At 68.1% G+C, this 18,276-nt stretch carries 17 protein-coding genes and 1 pseudogene; 9 read left to right on the top strand and 9 right to left on the bottom strand.

The window, feature by feature from the left end:
- Nucleotides 1-54 precede the first annotated feature (54 nt).
- The 3 genes from ACFV2O_RS10720 (at nucleotide 55) to ACFV2O_RS10710 (ending at nucleotide 2,617) form a co-directional block, all read left to right on the top strand.
- Nucleotides 55-960: an alpha/beta hydrolase gene (locus tag ACFV2O_RS10720; protein WP_379251645.1), complete on the top strand. Its 906-nt coding sequence runs from the start codon at nucleotides 55-57 to the stop codon at nucleotides 958-960.
- Nucleotides 961-1,107: 147 nt separating this feature from the next.
- Nucleotides 1,108-1,242, top strand: a complete 135-nt coding sequence (locus ACFV2O_RS10715; RefSeq protein WP_379251644.1) for a hypothetical protein — start codon at nucleotides 1,108-1,110, stop codon at nucleotides 1,240-1,242.
- Nucleotides 1,243-1,693: 451 nt separating this feature from the next.
- The gene (locus tag ACFV2O_RS10710) at nucleotides 1,694-2,617 is read left to right on the top strand and encodes an alpha/beta hydrolase (protein WP_379251643.1); all 924 of its coding nucleotides are present in this window, start codon (nucleotides 1,694-1,696) and stop codon (nucleotides 2,615-2,617) included.
- A gap of 46 nt (nucleotides 2,618-2,663) precedes the next feature.
- Here the strand turns inward: ACFV2O_RS10710 and ACFV2O_RS10705 are convergent, their stop codons facing one another.
- The 5 genes and pseudogenes from ACFV2O_RS10705 to ACFV2O_RS10685 all read right to left on the bottom strand — a co-directional run bounded on the left by ACFV2O_RS10705 (nucleotide 2,664) and on the right by ACFV2O_RS10685 (nucleotide 8,642).
- The gene (locus ACFV2O_RS10705) at nucleotides 2,664-3,038 is read right to left on the bottom strand and encodes a helix-turn-helix domain-containing protein (protein ID WP_379251642.1); all 375 of its coding nucleotides are present in this window, start codon (nucleotides 3,036-3,038) and stop codon (nucleotides 2,664-2,666) included.
- Between the two features lie 230 nt (nucleotides 3,039-3,268).
- Entirely contained in the window at nucleotides 3,269-4,363 is a 1,095-nt protein-coding gene (locus ACFV2O_RS10700; protein WP_379251641.1) for a Zn-dependent alcohol dehydrogenase, read from the bottom strand.
- Nucleotides 4,360-6,018, bottom strand: coding sequence for a class I adenylate-forming enzyme family protein (locus ACFV2O_RS10695; protein WP_379251640.1), 1,659 nt, complete (start codon nucleotides 6,016-6,018; stop codon nucleotides 4,360-4,362). The genes ACFV2O_RS10700 and ACFV2O_RS10695 overlap by 4 nt, the downstream gene beginning before the upstream one ends.
- Nucleotides 5,987-7,174 (bottom strand): annotated as a pseudogene (locus ACFV2O_RS10690) (CaiB/BaiF CoA transferase family protein). Before ACFV2O_RS10690 ends, ACFV2O_RS10695 begins: the two are co-directional and overlap by 32 nt.
- Nucleotides 7,175-7,193: 19 nt before the next feature.
- Entirely contained in the window at nucleotides 7,194-8,642 is a 1,449-nt protein-coding gene (locus tag ACFV2O_RS10685; protein WP_379251639.1) for an aldehyde dehydrogenase family protein, read from the bottom strand.
- Nucleotides 8,643-8,844: 202 nt separating this feature from the next.
- Between ACFV2O_RS10685 and ACFV2O_RS10680 the strand changes: the two genes are divergently transcribed.
- The gene (locus ACFV2O_RS10680) at nucleotides 8,845-9,489 is read left to right on the top strand and encodes a TetR/AcrR family transcriptional regulator (RefSeq protein WP_364436919.1); all 645 of its coding nucleotides are present in this window, start codon (nucleotides 8,845-8,847) and stop codon (nucleotides 9,487-9,489) included.
- Nucleotides 9,490-9,514: 25 nt separating this feature from the next.
- Here ACFV2O_RS10680 and ACFV2O_RS10675 read toward each other — a convergent pair whose 3' ends face one another.
- Nucleotides 9,515-10,801 carry an MFS transporter gene (locus tag ACFV2O_RS10675; RefSeq protein ID WP_379251638.1) on the bottom strand — a complete coding sequence of 429 codons (1,287 nt, stop codon included), beginning with the start codon at nucleotides 10,799-10,801 and terminating at the stop codon, nucleotides 9,515-9,517.
- A gap of 464 nt (nucleotides 10,802-11,265) precedes the next feature.
- Between ACFV2O_RS10675 and ACFV2O_RS10670 the strand changes: the two genes are divergently transcribed.
- The 4 genes from ACFV2O_RS10670 (at nucleotide 11,266) to ACFV2O_RS10655 (ending at nucleotide 14,898) form a co-directional block, all read left to right on the top strand.
- Nucleotides 11,266-12,108 (top strand): N-acyl homoserine lactonase family protein, encoded by an 843-nt coding sequence (locus tag ACFV2O_RS10670; protein WP_379251637.1) that lies wholly within the window; start codon nucleotides 11,266-11,268, stop codon nucleotides 12,106-12,108.
- On the top strand, nucleotides 12,105-12,257 hold the full coding sequence (locus ACFV2O_RS10665) for a hypothetical protein (RefSeq protein WP_379251636.1): 153 nt from the start codon (nucleotides 12,105-12,107) through the stop codon (nucleotides 12,255-12,257). Before ACFV2O_RS10670 ends, ACFV2O_RS10665 begins: the two co-directional genes overlap by 4 nt.
- Nucleotides 12,258-12,288: 31 nt before the next feature.
- Nucleotides 12,289-12,948: an aldehyde dehydrogenase family protein gene (locus ACFV2O_RS10660; RefSeq protein WP_379251635.1), complete on the top strand. Its 660-nt coding sequence runs from the start codon at nucleotides 12,289-12,291 to the stop codon at nucleotides 12,946-12,948.
- Nucleotides 12,949-13,521: 573 nt separating this feature from the next.
- The gene (locus ACFV2O_RS10655; RefSeq protein ID WP_379251634.1) at nucleotides 13,522-14,898 is read left to right on the top strand and encodes an MFS transporter; all 1,377 of its coding nucleotides are present in this window, start codon (nucleotides 13,522-13,524) and stop codon (nucleotides 14,896-14,898) included.
- Between the two features lie 547 nt (nucleotides 14,899-15,445).
- Here the strand turns inward: ACFV2O_RS10655 and ACFV2O_RS10650 are convergent.
- Nucleotides 15,446-15,757 carry a WhiB family transcriptional regulator gene (locus tag ACFV2O_RS10650; RefSeq protein WP_244892134.1) on the bottom strand — a complete coding sequence of 104 codons (312 nt, stop codon included), beginning with the start codon at nucleotides 15,755-15,757 and terminating at the stop codon, nucleotides 15,446-15,448.
- Nucleotides 15,758-15,786: 29 nt separating this feature from the next.
- Nucleotides 15,787-15,987, bottom strand: coding sequence for a hypothetical protein (locus ACFV2O_RS10645; RefSeq protein ID WP_379251633.1), 201 nt, complete (start codon nucleotides 15,985-15,987; stop codon nucleotides 15,787-15,789).
- A gap of 248 nt (nucleotides 15,988-16,235) precedes the next feature.
- On the opposite strand from ACFV2O_RS10645, the gene ACFV2O_RS10640 reads away from it, so the two are divergent.
- Nucleotides 16,236-16,949, top strand: coding sequence for a GntR family transcriptional regulator (locus tag ACFV2O_RS10640; protein ID WP_379251632.1), 714 nt, complete (start codon nucleotides 16,236-16,238; stop codon nucleotides 16,947-16,949).
- Nucleotides 16,950-17,018: 69 nt separating this feature from the next.
- Here ACFV2O_RS10640 and ACFV2O_RS10635 read toward each other — a convergent pair whose 3' ends face one another.
- Complete coding sequence (locus tag ACFV2O_RS10635; protein ID WP_379251631.1) at nucleotides 17,019-18,149, bottom strand: lactonase family protein; 1,131 nt, start codon at nucleotides 18,147-18,149, stop codon at nucleotides 17,019-17,021.
- Between the last annotated feature and the right edge of the window lie 127 nt (nucleotides 18,150-18,276).

Here is an 18,276-nt window from a genome sequence, read left to right as displayed (position 1 = left end):
ACCGGGTCGCAGAGTGGAGTCATCGAGACGACACGAGCGAGCAGAGGACAGCACATGGAGGACATCGAGTTCCGCAACGCCACCGTCACCCTGGCGGGCACCCTGCATCTGCCCGCGGAGTTCTCCGAGGACGACACCTACCCGGCCATCGTCGCCGTGCACCCTGGCGGCGGTGTCAAAGAGCAGACCGCGGGACTGTACGCGGAGGAACTCGCGGCCCAGGGCTTCGTCACCCTGGCCTTCGACGCCTCGCACCAGGGCGAGAGCGGCGGGCTGCCCCGGCACCTGGAGGACCCGGCGGCCCGCGTGGCCGACATCCGTGCCGCCGTCGACTACCTGTCCACCCTGCACTACGTGGACGCGGACCGGATCGGCGCGTTCGGTGTGTGCGCAGGCGGCGGGTACGCGATCAACGCGACCATGACCGACCGGCGGATCAAGGCTGTCGGCGCCGTCAGCCCGGTCGACATCGGCGCGACCTTCCGCAACGGCTGGGACGGTTGCGCGCCGGTCGAGACCCAGATCGCCACCCTGGACGCGGTGGCCGCGCAGCGGGCCGCCGAGGCCGCCGGTGGGAAGGTCGCCGAGATCACCTACGTCCCCGAGACCGTGGACGAGACCACTCCCGCCGACCTGGTCGAGGCGCACGACTACTACCGCACGCCACGCTGTCAGCACCCCAACTCCGACAACCGGATGCTGTTCACCGCGAGCGTGCCGCGCATCTTCGCCTTCGACGCCTTCGACCGCGCCGAGGAACTCCTCGACCGGCCGGTCCTGCTGGTCGCGGGCACCGCGGCGGGGTCGCTGTGGCAGGCCGAGAACCTGCACAAGCGACTGCCGGAGACCACCGCGCTGGTCCTCGTCGATGGCGCCGGCCACGTGGGTCTCTACGACAAGCCCGAATACGTCGACCAGGCGGTCGCCGCGCTGACACCGTTCTTCACCGAAAAGCTCTGACCGCGGCCACGATTCGCGGGCCCGGCATCGCTGACGCGGTACCGGGCCCGCGGCCTTGCCCGGGGCGGCAGCGCCGCTGGTCTGCCGGGCGGCCAGGCGGTCTCCGTTCGGAGCATGAGATGCCGGTCGCAACGCAGGGAGGCCGGGGTGTCCACGACTGCGGTCAGCAACGTCGTGGTGATCGCCCAGGAGGGCGAGTCGGGTCCGGTGTGCAGGGTCTCCGGCAGCCGTGCAGGCTGCGGGCCGGCGAGGGCGGGCGCCGCCACCACAGTCCGGGCGTGATGGGCGCTGACCTGCTCGGTTCCCGCCAGGCTCCCGAGCGGGGGCCAAATCGAAGATGGGAACGCGGGTGACCTGCGGTCTTCGCGTGGTCAGTTGAGAATCGGAGCCGACTACAGGCTGTAGACGGGTTGGGCGGTGATCATAAGTGTTTGAACTCCTGAGCGGGTCAGGGATCCGAGGCCCGGTAGCTCCACAGAGTAGTAGGTCAGGTGCGGTCGGAGACCGGGTCTGACCTGCTTTCTGCCTTCTTACCTGCGTTTACCGCCCGTTTGCTCCGAGCGGGACGGCCGCTTCGCCGTACGTGATCATGCCTGTTGGGCGTCGGGGTTGCTCTGCGCCTACGCGACGGTTCCTGGGTCGAGTTTGTCCCTGGCTGTCTCTTGGCATCGGCGCGACGATCGAGTGTGCACGAGTTGTACGCGTGGCGCCGACAAGACGAGGAGCTTTCGAGATGGAATCTGTGCGTTTCAAGAACAAGGACATCGATGTGGCCGCTGATCTGCGGTTCCCGCCGGGGTTCGACTCGTCGAAGAAGTATCCGGCGATCGTATGTGGTCATCCGATCAGCAGTTGCAAGGAACAGACCGCGGGCAGCATCTACGGTGAACGCCTCGCCGAGATGGGGTACGTGACCTTGGCATTCGACGCGTCGTATCAGGGTGAGAGCGGTGGTGAACCCCGCTACCTGGAGGACCCGGCCGCTCGCGTCGAGGATTTCCGGTGTGCGGTGGACTATCTCGTCACGCTCGACTACGTCGATGAGGAGCGGATCGGTGCGCTCGGTGTCTGCGGGGGTGGGGCCTACGCGGCCAACGCGACGATGACCGAGCACCGGATCAAGGCGCTGGGTACCGTGGTGGCCGCGAACTACGGCCGGATCATGCGTGAGGGTGACATGTCGCCGAACGCGGCGGTCGCGACACTGGAGGCGATCGGTAAGCAGCGGACCGCGGAGGCGCGTGGTGGTGACCCGGTGATCACCACCTACATTCCGCCCTCGGTGGAGGCTCGTGAGCAGGCGGGGCTCACCGACGTCGACGTCGTGAACGCGGTGGAGTACTACACCACGCCGCGCGGCCAGAATCCGAACTCGCCGAACAAACTGCGGTTCTCCGGTCTGTCGGCGGCGCTGGGTTTCGACGCCTTCCATCTGGCCGAGGTGCTGCTGACTCAGCCGCTGCAGATTATCGTCGGCGATGTGCCCGGTGGGTTCGGTTCCTATCGCGACGGCTTCGAACTCTACGACCGTGCCCGCTCGGAGAAGAAGAACCTCTTCGTCGTGCCGGGCGCGAGCCACTACGACCTGTACGACAAGAAGGAATACGTCGACCAGGCGCTGGAGAAGCTGCAGGCCTTCTACGCCGAACATCGGTAGGACCGCGTGCGTGAGCGATCGTGTGTCGTGGTCGTCCACGCCTTGGTCAGTGCGGCAGCCGGTGGCCGGGAAGGTCCGCAGAAAGAACGCGGAGGGCCGCTGCTGCGGGAGATCCCGGTTCGGCGGAGGCGACGATGTCGGCGAAGGGGCCGAGGACGAGCGCTGGTGATTCGGCCAGCTGGTCCAAGAGCCGTTGCCAGCGTGTTTTCGGCTCCGCGGTTCGGTCGCGGTCAGGTTCGCACTGGTATTCGCGCGCCAGTTCGAACAGGTAGGCCCGCTGGTCGTCGTCGAGCCGCTGGACCTCGGCCAAGGTGGACAGCAACGATATGGACGCGAGTCGGCGGCCCTGCTCGACCCGGGTGTAGTAGTCGGTGCTGATCGGGGCCAGGTGAGCGACCTCCTCCCTGCGGAGTCCGGGCACCCGCCGCACGGTCTGCTGTTGGGTAGGTGTGCCTGGGCCGGGATCAGTTCCGCGCGGTGCTTTGAGGAAGGCGCCCAGCTCGCTCAATCGTGGGGCGGCGTGGCAGGTACAGGCGTCGACCGGCGGTCGGGCGGCGGGAGATGACTCGGCCCGGTTTCGGAGGCGGTCATGGGCGTGTTCCTTCCTCGGGCTCGGAGCTCGGTGTCCCGGACCCCGAGCCCGGTCGGCGCTCAGGACAGGACGACTGCGCGGGCGCCGTTCTCGCCTGCGCAATATTCGACCGCTTTGCCGATGTCGCCGAAGTCGAAGGTCTCGGTGACCAACTGGTCCAGCAAGAGCGCGCCCCGCTGATAGAGCTCGACGAGCTCGGGGATGTCGCGTTTGACGTGCGCCGAGCCGTACAGGCAACCCTTGACGGTCTTGCCGGACATGACGACGTTGTTGAAGACCTCGCTGACGGCGACGCCCGGTCCGGCGCCGACGAGGACGGCGGTGCCGCCGCGGCGGGCCATGGCGACGGCTTGATCGACGGTTTCCTGCCGACCCGCCACTTCGATCACCACATCGGCGCCGCGGCGCTCGGTGAGCTGCTGCACCTTCTTGACCACATCGGGTCCCGCAGTGAGGGTGTGTGTGGCGCCGAGTTCGTCGGCCAGTGCGAGCCGGTCGGTGTGGACATCGATGGCGATGATGGTGGTGGCGCCGGCGATCCGAGCGCCCTGGACGGCGTTGAGTCCGACGCCGCCGCAGCCGATGACCGCGACCGCGTCGCCCACCCGGACGCCGCCGGTCTTCACCGCGGCACCGAATCCGGTGAGCACACCGCAGCCGAGCAGTGCCGCCGAAGCGATGGGTACCCGGTCGGAGATCCGGATGGCCGCCCCGGCGGGGACGACGGTGCGCTGGGAGAAGGTGCCCAGTCCACAGAACTGGCGCACCGGTGTGCCGTCGAGGCTCATCCTGGTGCTGCCGTCGGGCAGGGTGTGGGCGCCGAGCATGGTGCGCGGCCGACCGCACAGGTGCTGTTCGGCACGCTGGCAGTAGTAGCAGGTGCCGCAGCTCGCCAGCCATGACAGCACCACGTGGTCGCCGACCGAGAGGTTTTCGACACCGGCGCCGACGGCGGTGACAACGCCCGCGCCCTCGTGCCCGAGTACCAACGGTAGCGGCGCGGGGAGTTTCCCGGAGAAGACGCCGACATCGGAATGACAGATGCCGGTCGCCTTCACATCGACGGTGACCTCACCGGGACCGGGGTCGGCGATGTCGAGGTCGGCGAGCCGTAGTGGCGCGCCTGCCTGTTCGAACAGTGCTGCTCGTGTCATGGGTTCGTCTCCGTGGTTGTGGTCTGTCCGTAGGTGTCGCGCAGAACGTTCTTGAGGACCTTGCCGTTGGCGTTGCGGGGCAACTCGTCGACGAAGTAGAAGTGTTTGGGGACTTTGTATTTGGCCAGGCGTTCGCCCAGCCAGGACCGGAGCTCCGCCACGTCGATGGCGCTGCCCTGCGCGGCGACGATCAGCGCCGCGCCGACCTCGACGTAGCGTTCGTCCGCGACCCCGATGACCGCGGCGTCGGCGATGTCGGCATGTCCGGTGAGCACCATCTCGATCTCGGCGGGGTAGACGTTCTCCCCACCGCTGCGGTACATGTCCTTGGCTCGTCCGGCGATGGTGAGGAAGCCGTCGGCGTCGACGCGGCCGAGGTCGCCGGAGTGGCACCAGCCGTCGACGAAGGTGGCGCGGTTGTCCTCGGGGCGGTTCCAATAGCCGATGCTCACCCCGCCGCTGCGGACGCAGATCTCGCCGACCTCGTCGATGTCGGTGGGTGAGCCGTCGGGGCGGATGACCTTGATCTCGGTCATCGCCTGGGGCGTGCCGATGCTGCTCTCGTGGCCGCGGGCGACATCGAATTCCAGGCTGGTGCTCACCGCGCCACCTTCGGTGAGGCTATAGGACTGGACGAGTTCGACGCCGGGTAGCCGGTTGTCGAGTTCGTCGTAGACCCAGGGCATGACGATGTCACCGCCGGTGACGATGCGCCGTAGGGTCTGCGGCACCAGGTGGGTGATGTCTTCGCCGCTGCGCAGCAGTTCGAACAGCATGAACGGGTAGAGCAACATGTCGGTGGCGTTGTGCTGGTCGCCGACGCGGAGGAAGTTCTCGAGGGTGAAACTGCCCGACGGGAAGGCGATGGCGGTGCCGTGGGTGATCAGGGCGGGAAGCAACAGGACCTCGAATCCGCCGGCGTGGAACAGCGGTCCGCTGGTCTGACACACGGTGGAGCTGTCGATCCGCCAGCGCTGGGCCTGGATCGAGCCGATCCACAGGGCGTTGCCGTGCGAGAACAGGGCGCCCTTGGGGCGTCCGGTGGTCCCCGACGAATACATCAGCGACACCGGGTCTTCGGGGGAGACGACGGGAAAGCCGGTCGCGTCCGATTCCTCGGCGGCGAAGACCGACAGTGGCGTGGCTCCGTCGAGTGCTCCGGGCTCGCCGCGCACGACGTAGGTACCGACGGTGACGCCGTCGCGGATGGCCGCCACGAGGGCGGCGAACTCGGCGTCGAGCACGAGCACCCCGGGGTCGGAGTCGTTGAGCGCGAACTGCAGTTCCGGTGCGGTGAGCCGCCAGTTGAGGCGTACCGCGATCGCGCCGACGCGCCCGATCGCCAGGTAGAGCGCGACGTAGTCGGTGGAGTTGCGCAGCAGCAGTCCGACCCGGTCGCCCTTGCGCACTCCCGCCTGCTGCAGGGCCCGTGCGTAGCGCAGTTCGGTGGCGCGCAGGTCGAGCCAGCTCAGTGCGGCTTCTCCGCCGAGTGCGACAGCGGGGCGGTGGGGGTCGACCGCGGGCATCTGGGCGGCGATCGCGTCGGTGATGAAGTTCAGGCTCAGCGCCATGGGGTGCTCCGGTGAGTGAGGCGGCAGTGACTCATTCGGTGTTCCTTGTCTGTCAGAGGATCGCTCCAGTGGCGCGAAGAGCATCGATGTCCGGTGGGTCGAAGCCCCAGTCGATGAGTGCGCGTGAGGTATTCGCTCCGGCGGGGACCGCGGGGCCCTGCACGGCACCGGGTGTCCGGCTGAATCTCGGCGCGGGGGCAGGCTGTCCACCGGGACGAAACTGTGTCGTGCCCTGGCGTGTTCGTGTCGCAGGGCTTCGTCCAGGTCGAGGACCGGGGTGGTGCATGCTTCGCGTCCGGCCAAGGCGGCTTCCCATTCCATGCGGGTTCGGGTGCCGAATACGGCCGCGAGCCTGGTACGCACCCGTGGCCATTGCGTGCGGTCCCATTGGATGTCGGCGAGTTCTGGTTCGAGCCCGAGCACATCGAGGAGTTCGGCGAAGAAGGCGGCCTCGATCGCGCCGACTGCCATCCAGCCGCCGTCTGCGGTCTCGTACACGGTGTAGAACGGGGCGCCACCGTCGAGCATGTTGGTTCCGCGCTCGAGTCCGTGCATCCCCGCTTGTCGCTGTCCATAGAAGACACCGCCCAGCAGGGCGATCCCGTCGACCATGGCGGCGTCGACCACCTGACCGCGGCCGCTGCCGCGCGCTTCCCACAGCGCCGACAGCAAACCCATCGCCAGCATGAGTCCACCACCGGCGTAGTCGCCGAGCAGATTCAGCGGGATCGCCGGGGGGGCCGCCCGCCGGACCCATGGCCGCCAGCAGACCGGACAGCGACAGGTAGTTCAGATCGTGGCCGGCGGTTCGGCTCAGTGGTCCGTCCTGTCCCCAACCCGTCGCTCGGCCATAGACCAAGCGAGGGTTGCGGGCCAGGCAGTCCTCGGGTCCGACGCCGAGGCGCTCGGTGACCCCGGGCCGGTTGCCCTCCAGTAGCGCATCTGCCCGTTCGACCAGACGCAGCACGGTGTCCACGCCGTCGGGATGTTTGAGATCCACGGCGACCGAGCGGCGCCCGCGATCGTTGACGAAGGCCGGTTGCCGTCCGTTGCTCGCGCCGAGGTCGGTGCGCAGAGCGCCCACGGCGCTGGGCCGGTCGATCCGCAGAACTTCGGCGCCGAGGTCGCTGAGCAGCATTCCGCACCACGGCCCCGGGCCGAGCCCGGCCAATTCGATGATCTTGAGGCCGTGTAGGGGGCCCTGCCGGGTTGCGGGCTCGGCATCGGTGGACGGTGTCATCGGTTCGCGGGTCACGGGTTCACGCCCCGATGAGGATCTGCTTGAGTTCGGTGAATCCCAGAATTCCCTCTGGTCCCGATTCGCGGCCCCAGCCGGAGGCGCCGACGCCGCCGAACGGCGCGCTCATCGCGGGGCCGAAGGAGTTGACCGCGACGGCGCCGGAGCGGATGCGACCCGCCACCTCGACACCGAGGGCGGTGTCGGCGGTGAACACCGCGCCCGACAGGCCGAAGGTTGTCGCGTTGGCCAGACGCACTGCATCGTCGAGATCGCGGTAGACCTGCACGGCCGTGACCGGCCCGAACACTTCTCGCTGCACGAGGTCGGAGTGTTCGCCGACACCGGTGAACAAGGTCGGTTCGTGGAACCATCCGCAGCTCAGATGGTCGGGCCGGCGACCGCCGGTGACCAGTCGCGCGCCATCGGCTTCGGCCGCGGCGACGAAATTCTCGGTGCGCCGCAGCGCCGCCTCGTTGATCAGCGGACCCAGATGGGTCTTCGGGTCGAGCGGGTCACCGATGGTCAACCGCTCCCAGCCGGAGCGGAGACTATCGATCACCTCGTCGTGGCGGCGCTCGGAGACGAGGATCCGCGACAGCGAGGCGCAGACCTGACCGGTGCCGTTGGTGGCGCCGGGCACGAGGGCCCGCAGTGTCCGGTCGAGGGGAGCGTCGTCGAGAATCAGCGCCGGCGACTTGCCGCCGAGTTCGAGCTGGGTTCGCGCGTAGCGTCCGTGGGTCGCGGCAAGGACGTCCTGCGCGGCGACGTGCCCGCCGGTGAGCGAGACCAGATCGACCCGAGGATCACGTGTCAGGGCCTGACCGACCTCGACCGGGCCGCACACGATGTTGACCACACCGGCGGGAAAGCCCGCCCGCAGTGCGCAGTCGGCGACCAGGGCCATCGTGAGATGGGATTCCGGCGCTGCCTTGATCACCACCGGACAGCCCGCCAGCAGCGCGGGAACGACCTTGGACGCGATCGTGACGACGGGGCCGTTGTAGGGCAGGATCGCCACCACCACCCCGACCGGTTCCCGCCGTAGCAGCACGTCGCCGAGTTCGGACGAACGGCGGTCCTCGCGCAATATCGCCTCGGCATTGCCGACTGCCGAGCGCCATGCGGCGGTCGTGCCGAACCGGTGTAAAGCGCGGCCGTGCCGCAGCGGCATTCCTGCCTCGACTGCCCACACCACCTCCAGTTGCGGGGCGCGGGCGTCGAGGAGATCGAACCAGCGCGCGGTCGCCGCGATCCGCTCGGCGAGGCCGGTGCGTGCCCAGGTCTCGCGGGCCGCGTCGGCGGCATCGATGGCCGCGATACCGTCAGCAACCGACGGGTGCCGCACGACGGTGACCGGCAGGCCGGTGGAGGGCGACACGATGGTGTAGCGATCCCCGGTGGCGGGCCGCAAGGTTCCTCCGATCAGCACGTCGTCGGGGTGCGCGACGTCCACGCTGGAAATTTCCACGATTCCACCTTCTGCCGGTGTGACGGTCGGCGGAGAGCCGCGAACAGCTCTCTTCAACTAACCAGAAATTCTATAGCGGAGTAGATTATATATTATGCTGGACGGTGGCAAGCTGCCGCAGTGTAAGGTTCGGTGGAATCGCCGCAGTGTGGGGATCGCCTCGACAGCGTGGGCGTACCCGGTCGGACAGGGAGGTTTGCTGTTGAGCGCGCCGCACGTAGGTACCGAGCGCATCGGTGCCGGCGAGCCCCGGACCAGGGCCATGCGCAAACGTGCCGAACGCGTCCGGCTGATCGAGCACACCGCGGCGCGGCTGTTCGCCGAAGGCGGCTATGAGGCAACCAACTTCGAGGCCATCGGTGCCGTCCTCGACATGCGTGGCTCCAGCCTCTACTACTACTTCCCCTCCAAAGAGGAACTCTTCCTCCGCTGCATGGAGCACGCGGCCGCCGAAGTGTTTCCCCGCTTGCGGGTCATCGCGGAATCGGCAGGCCCACCGCTCGACCGGCTCCGGCGGATGTTCCGCGAAGAAGCCGTCATCACCCTGGCCGAGTATCCGGAATTCGTTCCGCTCTTCCTCAAGGTCCAGGTGCCGATCCAGGCGCTCGAGCAGCGGCGCGACGAACTCCGGCGAGAGCAGACGTCGATCTTTCGTGCCGTGGTCGACGAACTCGCCACCGCGCCGGAGGTCATCTCCGCCGACCGCTTGCACATCACCCTGAACCTCGCCCTGGGTGGGTTGGCCCTCATCGGCGAATGGTTCGACGCCAGTAGCGGTCTCGGTGTCGAGGAATTCGCCGAGGAGGTGTCCGGGGCCCTGGTCGGTATGTTCACCGCCGGATCCTGAGCGAGGTCGCGAGGACGGCGGCGATTCAGGAATCCGCCGCAGCCGGGGAAGCTCCCGGCACCGGCACCCCCACCGCGGCGTCGCCGACGCGGCGGACGCGCGACAGTGCCACCGCCGTGACCGCCGCGATGATCAACGGGACGATGACCGCGAGGTACATCGTGCGCGGGGTCAGCACACTCAGTGCATACCCCGCGACGATCGGCGACAGAATCGCCCCGGCGCGTCCGACGCCCATCATCGCCCCGTATCCCTTGGCTCGTGCGAGGACGGGGTAGACCGCTGTGGAGGTCGCGGTGTAGCCGGTCAGCGCGGCGTAGATCGCCGCGCCGAGCACGGTCGCCGTCGTCAGCGCGAGCGGCCCGCGCAGGGTCACCGCGAACACCGCGATCGCGACGGCCGCCACCAGCGAGGTCACCGCGGCTATGCGAGCGCCGGCGAACCTCAGTCCGACCGCGCCGAAAGCCGTACCGCCGATCACCGCACCGAGTCCGATCATGATGCCGGCCAGCGCGCCGCTGCCCGCGTCACCGCTGGCGTTCTTGATCAGCTGCGGTGTCCAGGTCCCCACGAAGTAGTAGGCGGCGGTCAGCATCGAATATCCTCCGGCCAGCAGCACCGTGCGTGTGCGCAGCGCGTGCCCGAGAAGCGAATTCGCGCGCGGGAGTAGGATTTCGCGCTCTCGCGGCGCGGCAGCCCGGCGAGCCAGGAAGTCGGGGGACTCACGCAGGAAGACGGCAGTCACTACCAGCGACAACGCGCCGAGCACGGCGCCGACCCAGAACATGCCCTGCCAGGCGCCACCGACCCAGGTGATGAGTCCCGCGCCGGCGAAGCCCGCCAGCATCGTGCCGACCGGATAGCCGATCATCACGATGCCGAGTGCGATGCTGCGGCGGTTTTCTGGGGCGCTCTCCTGGCCGAGCACGACGATCACGACACTGATCATGCCGATGGCAATGCCGGTGGCGAACCGTGTCACCAGCAAGGACTCGAAGTTCGTGGACAGCGCCGAGGCCGCGAGCCCTAGGGTGTTGACCGCGAGGCCGACCAGCAGGACCCGTCGACGGCCGTAGATGTCGGCGAACCGGGCAAGCCCTATCGCGCCGACCGCCATCCCTGCGAGCGCGGCGCTGACGAGGTAACCCTTCTGCGCCTTCGAGGCGAAACCGTCCGGCAGGTGGGGCATCGCGAAGCCCATCACCAGCACGTCGTATCCGTCCAGCATGTTCAGGAACGCGCAGAACAGCACGACCGCGAATTGGCTACGTCGGTCGCGACCGGCGGTGACGGGGGTTGGGTGTGAACTCATCGGGTCTTCCTTGCTTTGTGGAGAATGCCGCGCGCTCCAGGTGAAGGCGGCGGGGCTGCCATGGGAGGGGAGTGGCGGTTCGGAACGGGATGCCGGATCGACGAGAGTTCGGACCAGAGGCTGTGCCCGACAGCAGCCTACGAGATTGTGCACGAAATATTGTCAATTTTGGCGAGAAGCTGGCGGCGACCCTCTCGACTGGGTCCGGCGTGGAGCTCTCGGCAGTGAGTGTCTGCGCCGGTCGGCAGAGCGTGCTAGTCGTCCATGTTATTGCAGGTAGAGGCAAAATCAACTCGTCTGTTGAAAATCGATGAGCGCGAAGATAGTATGCGTGTCAGCCTGTGACCCAGGACACAAGCGTGGTGTCATGCTGGTGAATCGGTGCGATCGAAAATGCACAATACATAATGCCTAGCGGTCCCTTCGGGTCGCCCGGGCACCCTCGGCAAGACATTGGAGTCCCCATGGCAACACCGAAGCCCGTCCGCCGCGTGTGGGCACTGGACGCACCGCAACTCACTGTCGACTGCGGCATTCTGATGCTCGGGTCCGGCGGTGTGCAGGAAACCATCCCGGCTCCGACGTTTCTCATAGAACACGACGAGGGACTGCTGATCTTCGACGCCGGTCTGGCCACCGTGGGCGCCGGTGACCCGGCCGTCGCTTACGGCGAGCTCGCCGCGGCGTTCCGGATCGACTTCCCCGAGGAGTACCGGCTCGACCGCCAGATCGAAGCCATCGGCTACACCACCCGCGATGTCCGCCGGGTCGTGTTGTCGCATATGCACTTCGACCACACCGGCGGACTCGATCTCTTCCCGCACGCGCAGGGCTTCATCGGCGCCGGTGAACTGCGTTACGCCAAGACGCCCTCGAACCTCGACGCGGCCTTCTTCCGGGAGGACGACATCGCGGCGGCGCAGAAGATTGCCTGGAACGAGGTTCCCGCAGGCTACGACCACGACCTCATCGGTGACGGCAGCATCACCCTGCTCTCGCTGCGCGGGCACACCCCCGGCACGCTCGGTCTGAAACTGCGCATGCCCGACGACAGCACGCTCGTGCTCACCAGCGACGCGGCGCACAAGTGGGACAACGTCGACCTGACCATCGGCATGCCGTTCGATGTCGACCGGCCGAACAAGCACAGCTCCTTGCAGAAGATCAAACTACTGGCCACCCAGCCCGGAACAACCGTCTGGATCAGCCACGATCCGACCGACTGGGCCGAGCTGCGCGCGGGCGGTGCGGAGATCACCAGCGCCGCTTCGCTGCGCGGTCCCGCCGAACACGTGGTGACGGCGTGAAAACGCTGGCAGCAGTGATCGATGCGGGAAGCACCGAGCTCGAGCTGCGCGAGCTGGAGGTCGACGAGCCCGGCTTCGGCGAGGTCCACGTCCGGTTCGTCGCTTCGGGCCTGTGCCATTGCGTGGGTTTCTGCTGCCGAGCACGATGACTTCGAGGTCATTGATCCTGGCACCGAGCAGGTGACCGCTCGGGTAGCCGAGGCCGCGGCGGCGGACGTGGACGACGCCGTACGAGCCGCACGGCGGGCATTCGACGACGAGCGTTGGATCCGCCTTTCCGGTGCCGAACGCGGCATGATCCTCTGGCGGACAGCGGATCTGATGGCTGAGCGCGCTAACGAACTGGCAGCTGTCGAAAGTCGCGACGTCGGGATGCCAGTGTCACAAGCACAGCTGATGGTCACCGAGGCCGCCAACCAGTTCCGCTATTACGCGGGCTGGGCCGACAAGATCTACGGCAGCACGACCGACATCGGCCCGTCCGACCGCCGAATACACGGCGCCACCTACAAAGAACCGGTCGGCGTGGTCGCGATGATCGTGCCGTGGAACGCGCCCCTGATCGCGATGTCGACGAAACTGGCACCCGCTCTGGCGGCTGGGTGCACATGCGTGCTGAAGCCATCGGAAGAAGCACCGCTTTCCGCACTCGTGCTGGGAGGGATACTGCTCGACGCCGGGGTCCCGCCCGGAGTGGTCAGCGTTGTCACCGGCTTCGCGGCAACTGGTGCGGCGCTGGCCGAACAATTACGGTGGACCGCAGGAGTCGCCGTGCATTTCTGTCTCCTTGCGCTTGATGGCCATCGCTGTGGCGACGGCAAGCGTCAGTTGCCAGCGTAGCGACGGCATGCTGTACCGCTTTGAAGGCCGTCCGATTGAAGCCAGGCGGAATCGACAGGGTGTCGTCGAGCGCGGCGAGATCTGCGAAGTATTGTTGCGGCTGCGGTTACCGTTCGGCGCGCTCCGCGACTTGACGTAGGTATTCGCGGATCAACTCGGCCAGCCGTCGGTCCAGTTCGTCCAGTGCACGCGCGGGCCGCCGCGTGCCCGGTGTTGCCGTCGCACCGTATTCGGTGCCCAGTACCGACAGCGCCCGCTCGCGTGGGTGGCAGGGAGGGCGCCAACCTACGACCCGTCACCTGGGGTCTTCTTCGTTCCTTAGTCTCGTTGTGATGCAAACACCCTGACCTGCGCAAATAACGCGCAGGCTGGCGTCCCCGGGGAGAGCGCCACCTTCGTCGCTGTCCTGCCCGGCCTGGCGGCAAATTCTCCCGGAATGTACTCAGCATCATATATTGTGCGTTATTGTGATCCGGATCGCACGGCCGCCTGAGAGGTATCAGGAGTTTCCGGTCGCTGCGCGGTTGCGGTGTGGTCCCGACCCACGTCGCGCATTTCCCCGAGGAGGACGGCATGAGCCGTACTGTCCGGCACCCACGCAGTGGTCTGATCGTGGTGTTGCTCTGTTTCCTGACCATCGTGGCCGACGGCTACGATCTGATCGTCTACGGCGCGACCGTGCCCAGTCTGCTCGAGGAGCCCGGCTGGGGGATGACGACCGCGACCGCCGGCCTGATCGGCAGCTGGACGTTGTTCGGCCTCATGGTCGGCTTCCTGGTCGCCGGTCCGCTGACCGACCGGATCGGGCGGCGGCGGATCATGATGATCGGCGTGGCGTGGTTCTCGCTGGGCTGTGCGATCTGCGCGCTGGCCACCTCACCCGAATTCCTCGGCGCCGCACGGTTCATCACCGGCATCGGGCTCGGCGGCGTCGTGCCCTCGGCGGTCGCGCTGACCATGGAGTACGCACCGCGCGACCGCAGGCAGATCTACAACGGCCTGACCTTGACCGGCTACTCGGTCGGCGGCATCGTCGCCGCCCTGGTCGCCATCGCGCTGCTGCCCGACCACGGCTGGCGCGTTCTCTACGGCGTCGGCGCGCTGTGCGTGATCGTGCTGCCGGTCATGTACTTCTGGCTGCCGGAGTCGGTCAACTATCTGCTTGCCCGCGGCCGCGACGACGAGGCTCGCGAGCTGGCCGGCGCCTACGGCCTCGATCTGGAGGCGGCCCGGGCCGACCTGGGCGCCCGCGCGGCCGGACCCGCCGCGCGACCGGCCGCGGGGTTCCGGGAGCTGCTCACCGCCCGCTACCTGCCCGCTCTCGCGCTGTTCGTTTTGGTCTGCTTCTGCGCCCAGCTCATCGGCTACGGCCTCAACACCTGGCTGCCGCATCTGATGCGACAGGCAGGCTACGCGCTGGGCTCCTCGCTGCAATTCCTGCTGGTGCTGCAGGTCGGCGCGGTGGCGGGCATGCTCGGTGGTTCGCTGCTTGCCGACCGCTTCGGATCCAAGCGAATCCTGGTGCCGTTCTTCCTGATCGGAGCGGTCTCGCTGCTGGTACTGAGCCGTAAGGCCGACACGGCCGTGCTCATGGCGGCCGTGGCCGGTGCAGGCCTCGGCTCCATCGGCAGCAGCTCCCTCACCTATGGATACATCGCCGCCTACTTCCCGGCCACGTGCCGCGGCTCAGCCGTCGGCGCGGCGATGGGGCTCGGGCGCATCGGATCCATTCTGGGGCCGATGATGGGCGGCTGGATCCTCGGTTCGGCGTTGAGCAGCCAGTGGAACTACTACGCCTTCGCGGTCCCGGCAATCCTCGCCGCCGTCATCGTCCTGCTGGTGCCGCAGGCCGGAACCCGGGATTCGAGTGCCGCGGTCGAGCCGGCGGTTCCGGCGTCGGGGCAGGCCGGAACCGCGCCGCGAGACGGGGCGACGGAACCGGCGCGCTGATATTCTCCGGCTCCCGAACGGATCGCGATTCATCGCGACACCGTAACGAGCCCAACCGTGCGGCAATCCGAGCCGGTGGATCCCGACAGCAGAGGATGCACCGGCCGGGTCCGCACGCCGAGCCCGGCCGCGATGTCGCGGCAGCGTGCCCCGCGGAAAAGGCGGGACGATCGCCCGGGGCGCGGTTCAGTTCGGCGATCGGGTCCGGCGGGTTCGTCGAGCGGGAGCCGCACCAGACCGGATCGCTTGCAGCGCCGGAGGATCGACGCGTCCAGTCGGTTGGCCTCGGCAGCGCGATCGGTGTGGCGCGGTGCGGTGAACAGCAGCAGCTCCGCTCGCGGTGAGGCCAGCGGACGCAGCCGGGCATCGAACCGGCGGCCGGCGCCCGGGGGACGGCCCACCGCTACCGCACGAGCGGGCTCGTCATCTCCGGCGAGCGCGCGGATCGCGCTGTCACCGTCGAGCTCGGCGACGAACGCGCGAACAGGGTCGCGTCGCGACCGTAAAAGTCGGCGGCAGGTGTGGCGGGTGACCCGCACAGCAGGGTTCAGGCGTCGGGCGTTGCGCTGACCGGGAGGTCCGGTCGGCGGGGCCGATAGTTGAGCCAGCGGTAGCGGTTGCGTTCCCGTGGGGTCATTCCGCCCCAGATGCCGTGTGGCTCGTTGGCTTCGACCGCGTAGTCGCGGCAATGGGTCAGAACCGGGCAGCCTTGGCAGATCTGCTTGGCCAGCAGGACTTTGCGTGGTTCGTTGCCGTTGTCGTAGAAGACGTCGACATCGTAGGCGCGGCAGGTGGCGTGGCGCTGCCACGCCCAGGACTCGGCCAGCGGCGGGGGCAGGATCAGGGGGAACTCGCGCACTGTCGTCTCCTGGGGCGCTCTGCAGGGTGTCAGGTACCCGCCAGCTGCCGGGCTCGCCGGCGGGCGGAGTCGGCGAGCTGCCGTTCCAGGGCGCTGTCGGGCCCGCCCGATCCGGCGAGATGGTCGTGCAGACGGGCCTTGGCCGCGTACCACGCGGCCGCGGCCTCCGCGCCGGCGTCGCGCGTGGGTCTGGTCAGGCACAGGGCCGTCATTTCGATCAGCACGTTCATGTCCGCGAACCCTTCGCGAGGTCGGCGAGAGAGCGATTGGGCGGGCCACCAACTCCATTGTTCGTGGCCACATCAAGCATAATATATCATTTGCGGTCGTGGGCGGCGCCGAACGCTCCGGGAACGGCCTCGTTGCGGCCGCCGCCGCTTCCGGGGTGCGGTGTGGTCATCGGTTCGCCGGTGCCATCTGCTCGGTAATACGTGAGGCATAATGCATAGATCGGCCGAACGGAAAGGATCGAATCCCCATGGAATCGACTGCGCAGGGGCTGCCTCGCCGCATGAACTCCCAGCGTCAGCAGCTTTCCGAGGACGTGGCGACCTACGTGCGCGAACTCATCATCTCCGGTCGGGTCCGCACCGGCGAATTCCTGCGCACCGAACCGATCGCCGAGGCGGTTGGCGTCTCCAACACGCCGGTTCGCGAAGGGCTGTTGCTTCTCAGCGGTGAGGGATTCGTCGAGCTGGTGCCACGGCGCGGGTTCATGGTCGCGGCGTTCAGCAGGCAGGACGTGCGCGATCTGTTCTGGGCCCAGGCCACCCTAGCGGGCGAATTGGCCGGGCGCGCGGCCAAATCCATCACCCAGCGTCAGCTCGACCACCTCGCCGAGGTCGTGGCCGAGCAGCAACGTGTCATGGCCGGGGACAACGACTCCGAGCGGATCGTCGCACTGGGCCACGAATTCCACCGCACCATCAATCTGGCCGCCGATTCGCGCAGGCTGGCCATGTTGCTCGGCTCGATCGTCAAGCAGCTGCCGAACCGCTTCTACGGCAATATCGAGGGCCACGCCAACGAGACCCTGCATTTCCATCCGGCCATTCTCGAGGCGCTGCAGAAGCGGCGCGTGAAGACGGCCTCCACACTCATGCGCGACCACATCATGTCCGGCGCGGACGAACTCATCGCCATGCTGGAGAGGCAGGGCATGTGGTCGGAGGAGCAGAAGAACACCGCCTAGACCGACGGCATGCGGCAGCGGCGGCGCTCACCGGCCTGGTGCGCGCCGCCGCTCGTCGTCGGTGTGGGGTCAGCGGGTCAGGACGGCGACCGGTCCGTCCGACATGAACACACCGGTGTCGATCGGGTCGCGACCGGTGTGGGTGAGCGCGCCGTCGGGGCCGATCGTGTACGTGTGCACCCGTGTTGTGATCTGGGCGGTGAGCACGTCCACTAGGTAGAGGTGCCGCCCGTCGGGATCGAGGGCGACCTGACCCGGCATCGTGCCCGCGGGCGCCGGGTACGGCGAGCCTGGCAGCGGGGTCAACGCGCCGTCGGCGCCGACGGCGAAACCGGCGATCGATGAGCCCACCGCGTTGGGCACGTACAGGCGGCTACCGTCCGCGCTCGCCACGGCGCCGTGCGGCACACCGCCGGTCGGGTACGGGGAGCCAGGGGTCGGGGTGAGGCGGCCGTCGTTGGCGATCGCGTATCCGGACACGTCGAAACCGAATTCGTTGCTGACATACAGGAACCGGCCGTCGGGGGTGTAGCCCGGCGCGACCGGGCCGAACCGCACCGTCTGTGTGCCGAGTGGGGTCAGGGCGGCGCCCGCGCCGACGGCGTAGCTGGACACGGTGTCGCCGATGTAGGTGGCTACGCGCAGGAATCGGCCGCTGGGATCGACGCCGGCCATGCCCACCGCGCTGAGCCCCTCGACGGCGACCCGCGACGCGCCGGTCGGGGTGAGCGCGCCGGACGGCGCGACCGTGAACGATTCGACATGCCCCGGCACGCCGCCTACGACGACGAACAGGACAGTGCCGTCAGGGGAGAGGCGGGCCGAAGTGGGCGGTCCGCCGACGGTTACCGCCCCGCCCGGAATGGGAGTCAGGGCGCCGTTGTCGTCGAGCCGGTAGCCCGAGACGCCGAAATCGCCAGCGTGCGGAACATATACCGTGCGCCCGTCGGCCGAGGCGACCAGCGACAGCACGCCGAAACCGGTCGGGAACGGACTGCCCGGCGCCGGGGTGAGCGTGGTGTCGCGCTCGATCCGCAGCACGCTGATCCCCAGTGACGCGGTGCCCGCGGTGATCAGAAACCGCGGCCGCGCGGGGGCTGCCCAGGCGGGGGCGGCGGGTCCCACGGCGCCTGAGGCACACAGCAGGACGGTGAGCAGAGTTGTCATGGCGCCGCGGTTCCCGCGGAACGGCCTGGGCATCGGCGGATCTCCTCGTCGAGCTCTGGTGTGCCGGAGTGCACACCAGGAGGGAGAATCCCACATAAAATATGCAGCCAGCTCCGAACTGTGATCGATCATGATGAACCCCGCTGGGAATTGTGGCAGT

Origin of the sequence: Nocardia sp. NPDC059691 (assembly GCF_042733915.1) — a bacterium.
GTDB classification, from domain to species: domain Bacteria; phylum Actinomycetota; class Actinomycetes; order Mycobacteriales; family Mycobacteriaceae; genus Nocardia; species Nocardia sichangensis.
Note: the sequence above shows the minus strand (reverse complement) of the source record. Positions and strands in the feature narration are given on the sequence as shown.

Bases quoted from the DNA above. Each gene is read 5' to 3' on its own strand.
- ACFV2O_RS10670 (WP_379251637.1), top strand. From the start codon at position 11,266: ATGGCAACACCGAAGCCCGTCCGCCGCGTGTGGGCACTGGACGCACCG.
- ACFV2O_RS10700 (WP_379251641.1), bottom strand. From the start codon at position 4,363: ATGACACGAGCAGCACTGTTCGAACAGGCAGGCGCGCCACTACGGCTC.
- ACFV2O_RS10645 (WP_379251633.1), bottom strand. From the start codon at position 15,987: ATGAACGTGCTGATCGAAATGACGGCCCTGTGCCTGACCAGACCCACG.
- ACFV2O_RS10695 (WP_379251640.1), bottom strand. From the start codon at position 6,018: ATGCTCTTCGCGCCACTGGAGCGATCCTCTGACAGACAAGGAACACCG.
- ACFV2O_RS10640 (WP_379251632.1), top strand. From the start codon at position 16,236: ATGGAATCGACTGCGCAGGGGCTGCCTCGCCGCATGAACTCCCAGCGT.
- ACFV2O_RS10635 (WP_379251631.1), bottom strand. From the start codon at position 18,149: ATGCCCAGGCCGTTCCGCGGGAACCGCGGCGCCATGACAACTCTGCTC.
- ACFV2O_RS10720 (WP_379251645.1), top strand. From the start codon at position 55: ATGGAGGACATCGAGTTCCGCAACGCCACCGTCACCCTGGCGGGCACC.
- ACFV2O_RS10710 (WP_379251643.1), top strand. From the start codon at position 1,694: ATGGAATCTGTGCGTTTCAAGAACAAGGACATCGATGTGGCCGCTGAT.
- ACFV2O_RS10655 (WP_379251634.1), top strand. From the start codon at position 13,522: ATGAGCCGTACTGTCCGGCACCCACGCAGTGGTCTGATCGTGGTGTTG.
- ACFV2O_RS10675 (WP_379251638.1), bottom strand. From the start codon at position 10,801: ATGAGTTCACACCCAACCCCCGTCACCGCCGGTCGCGACCGACGTAGC.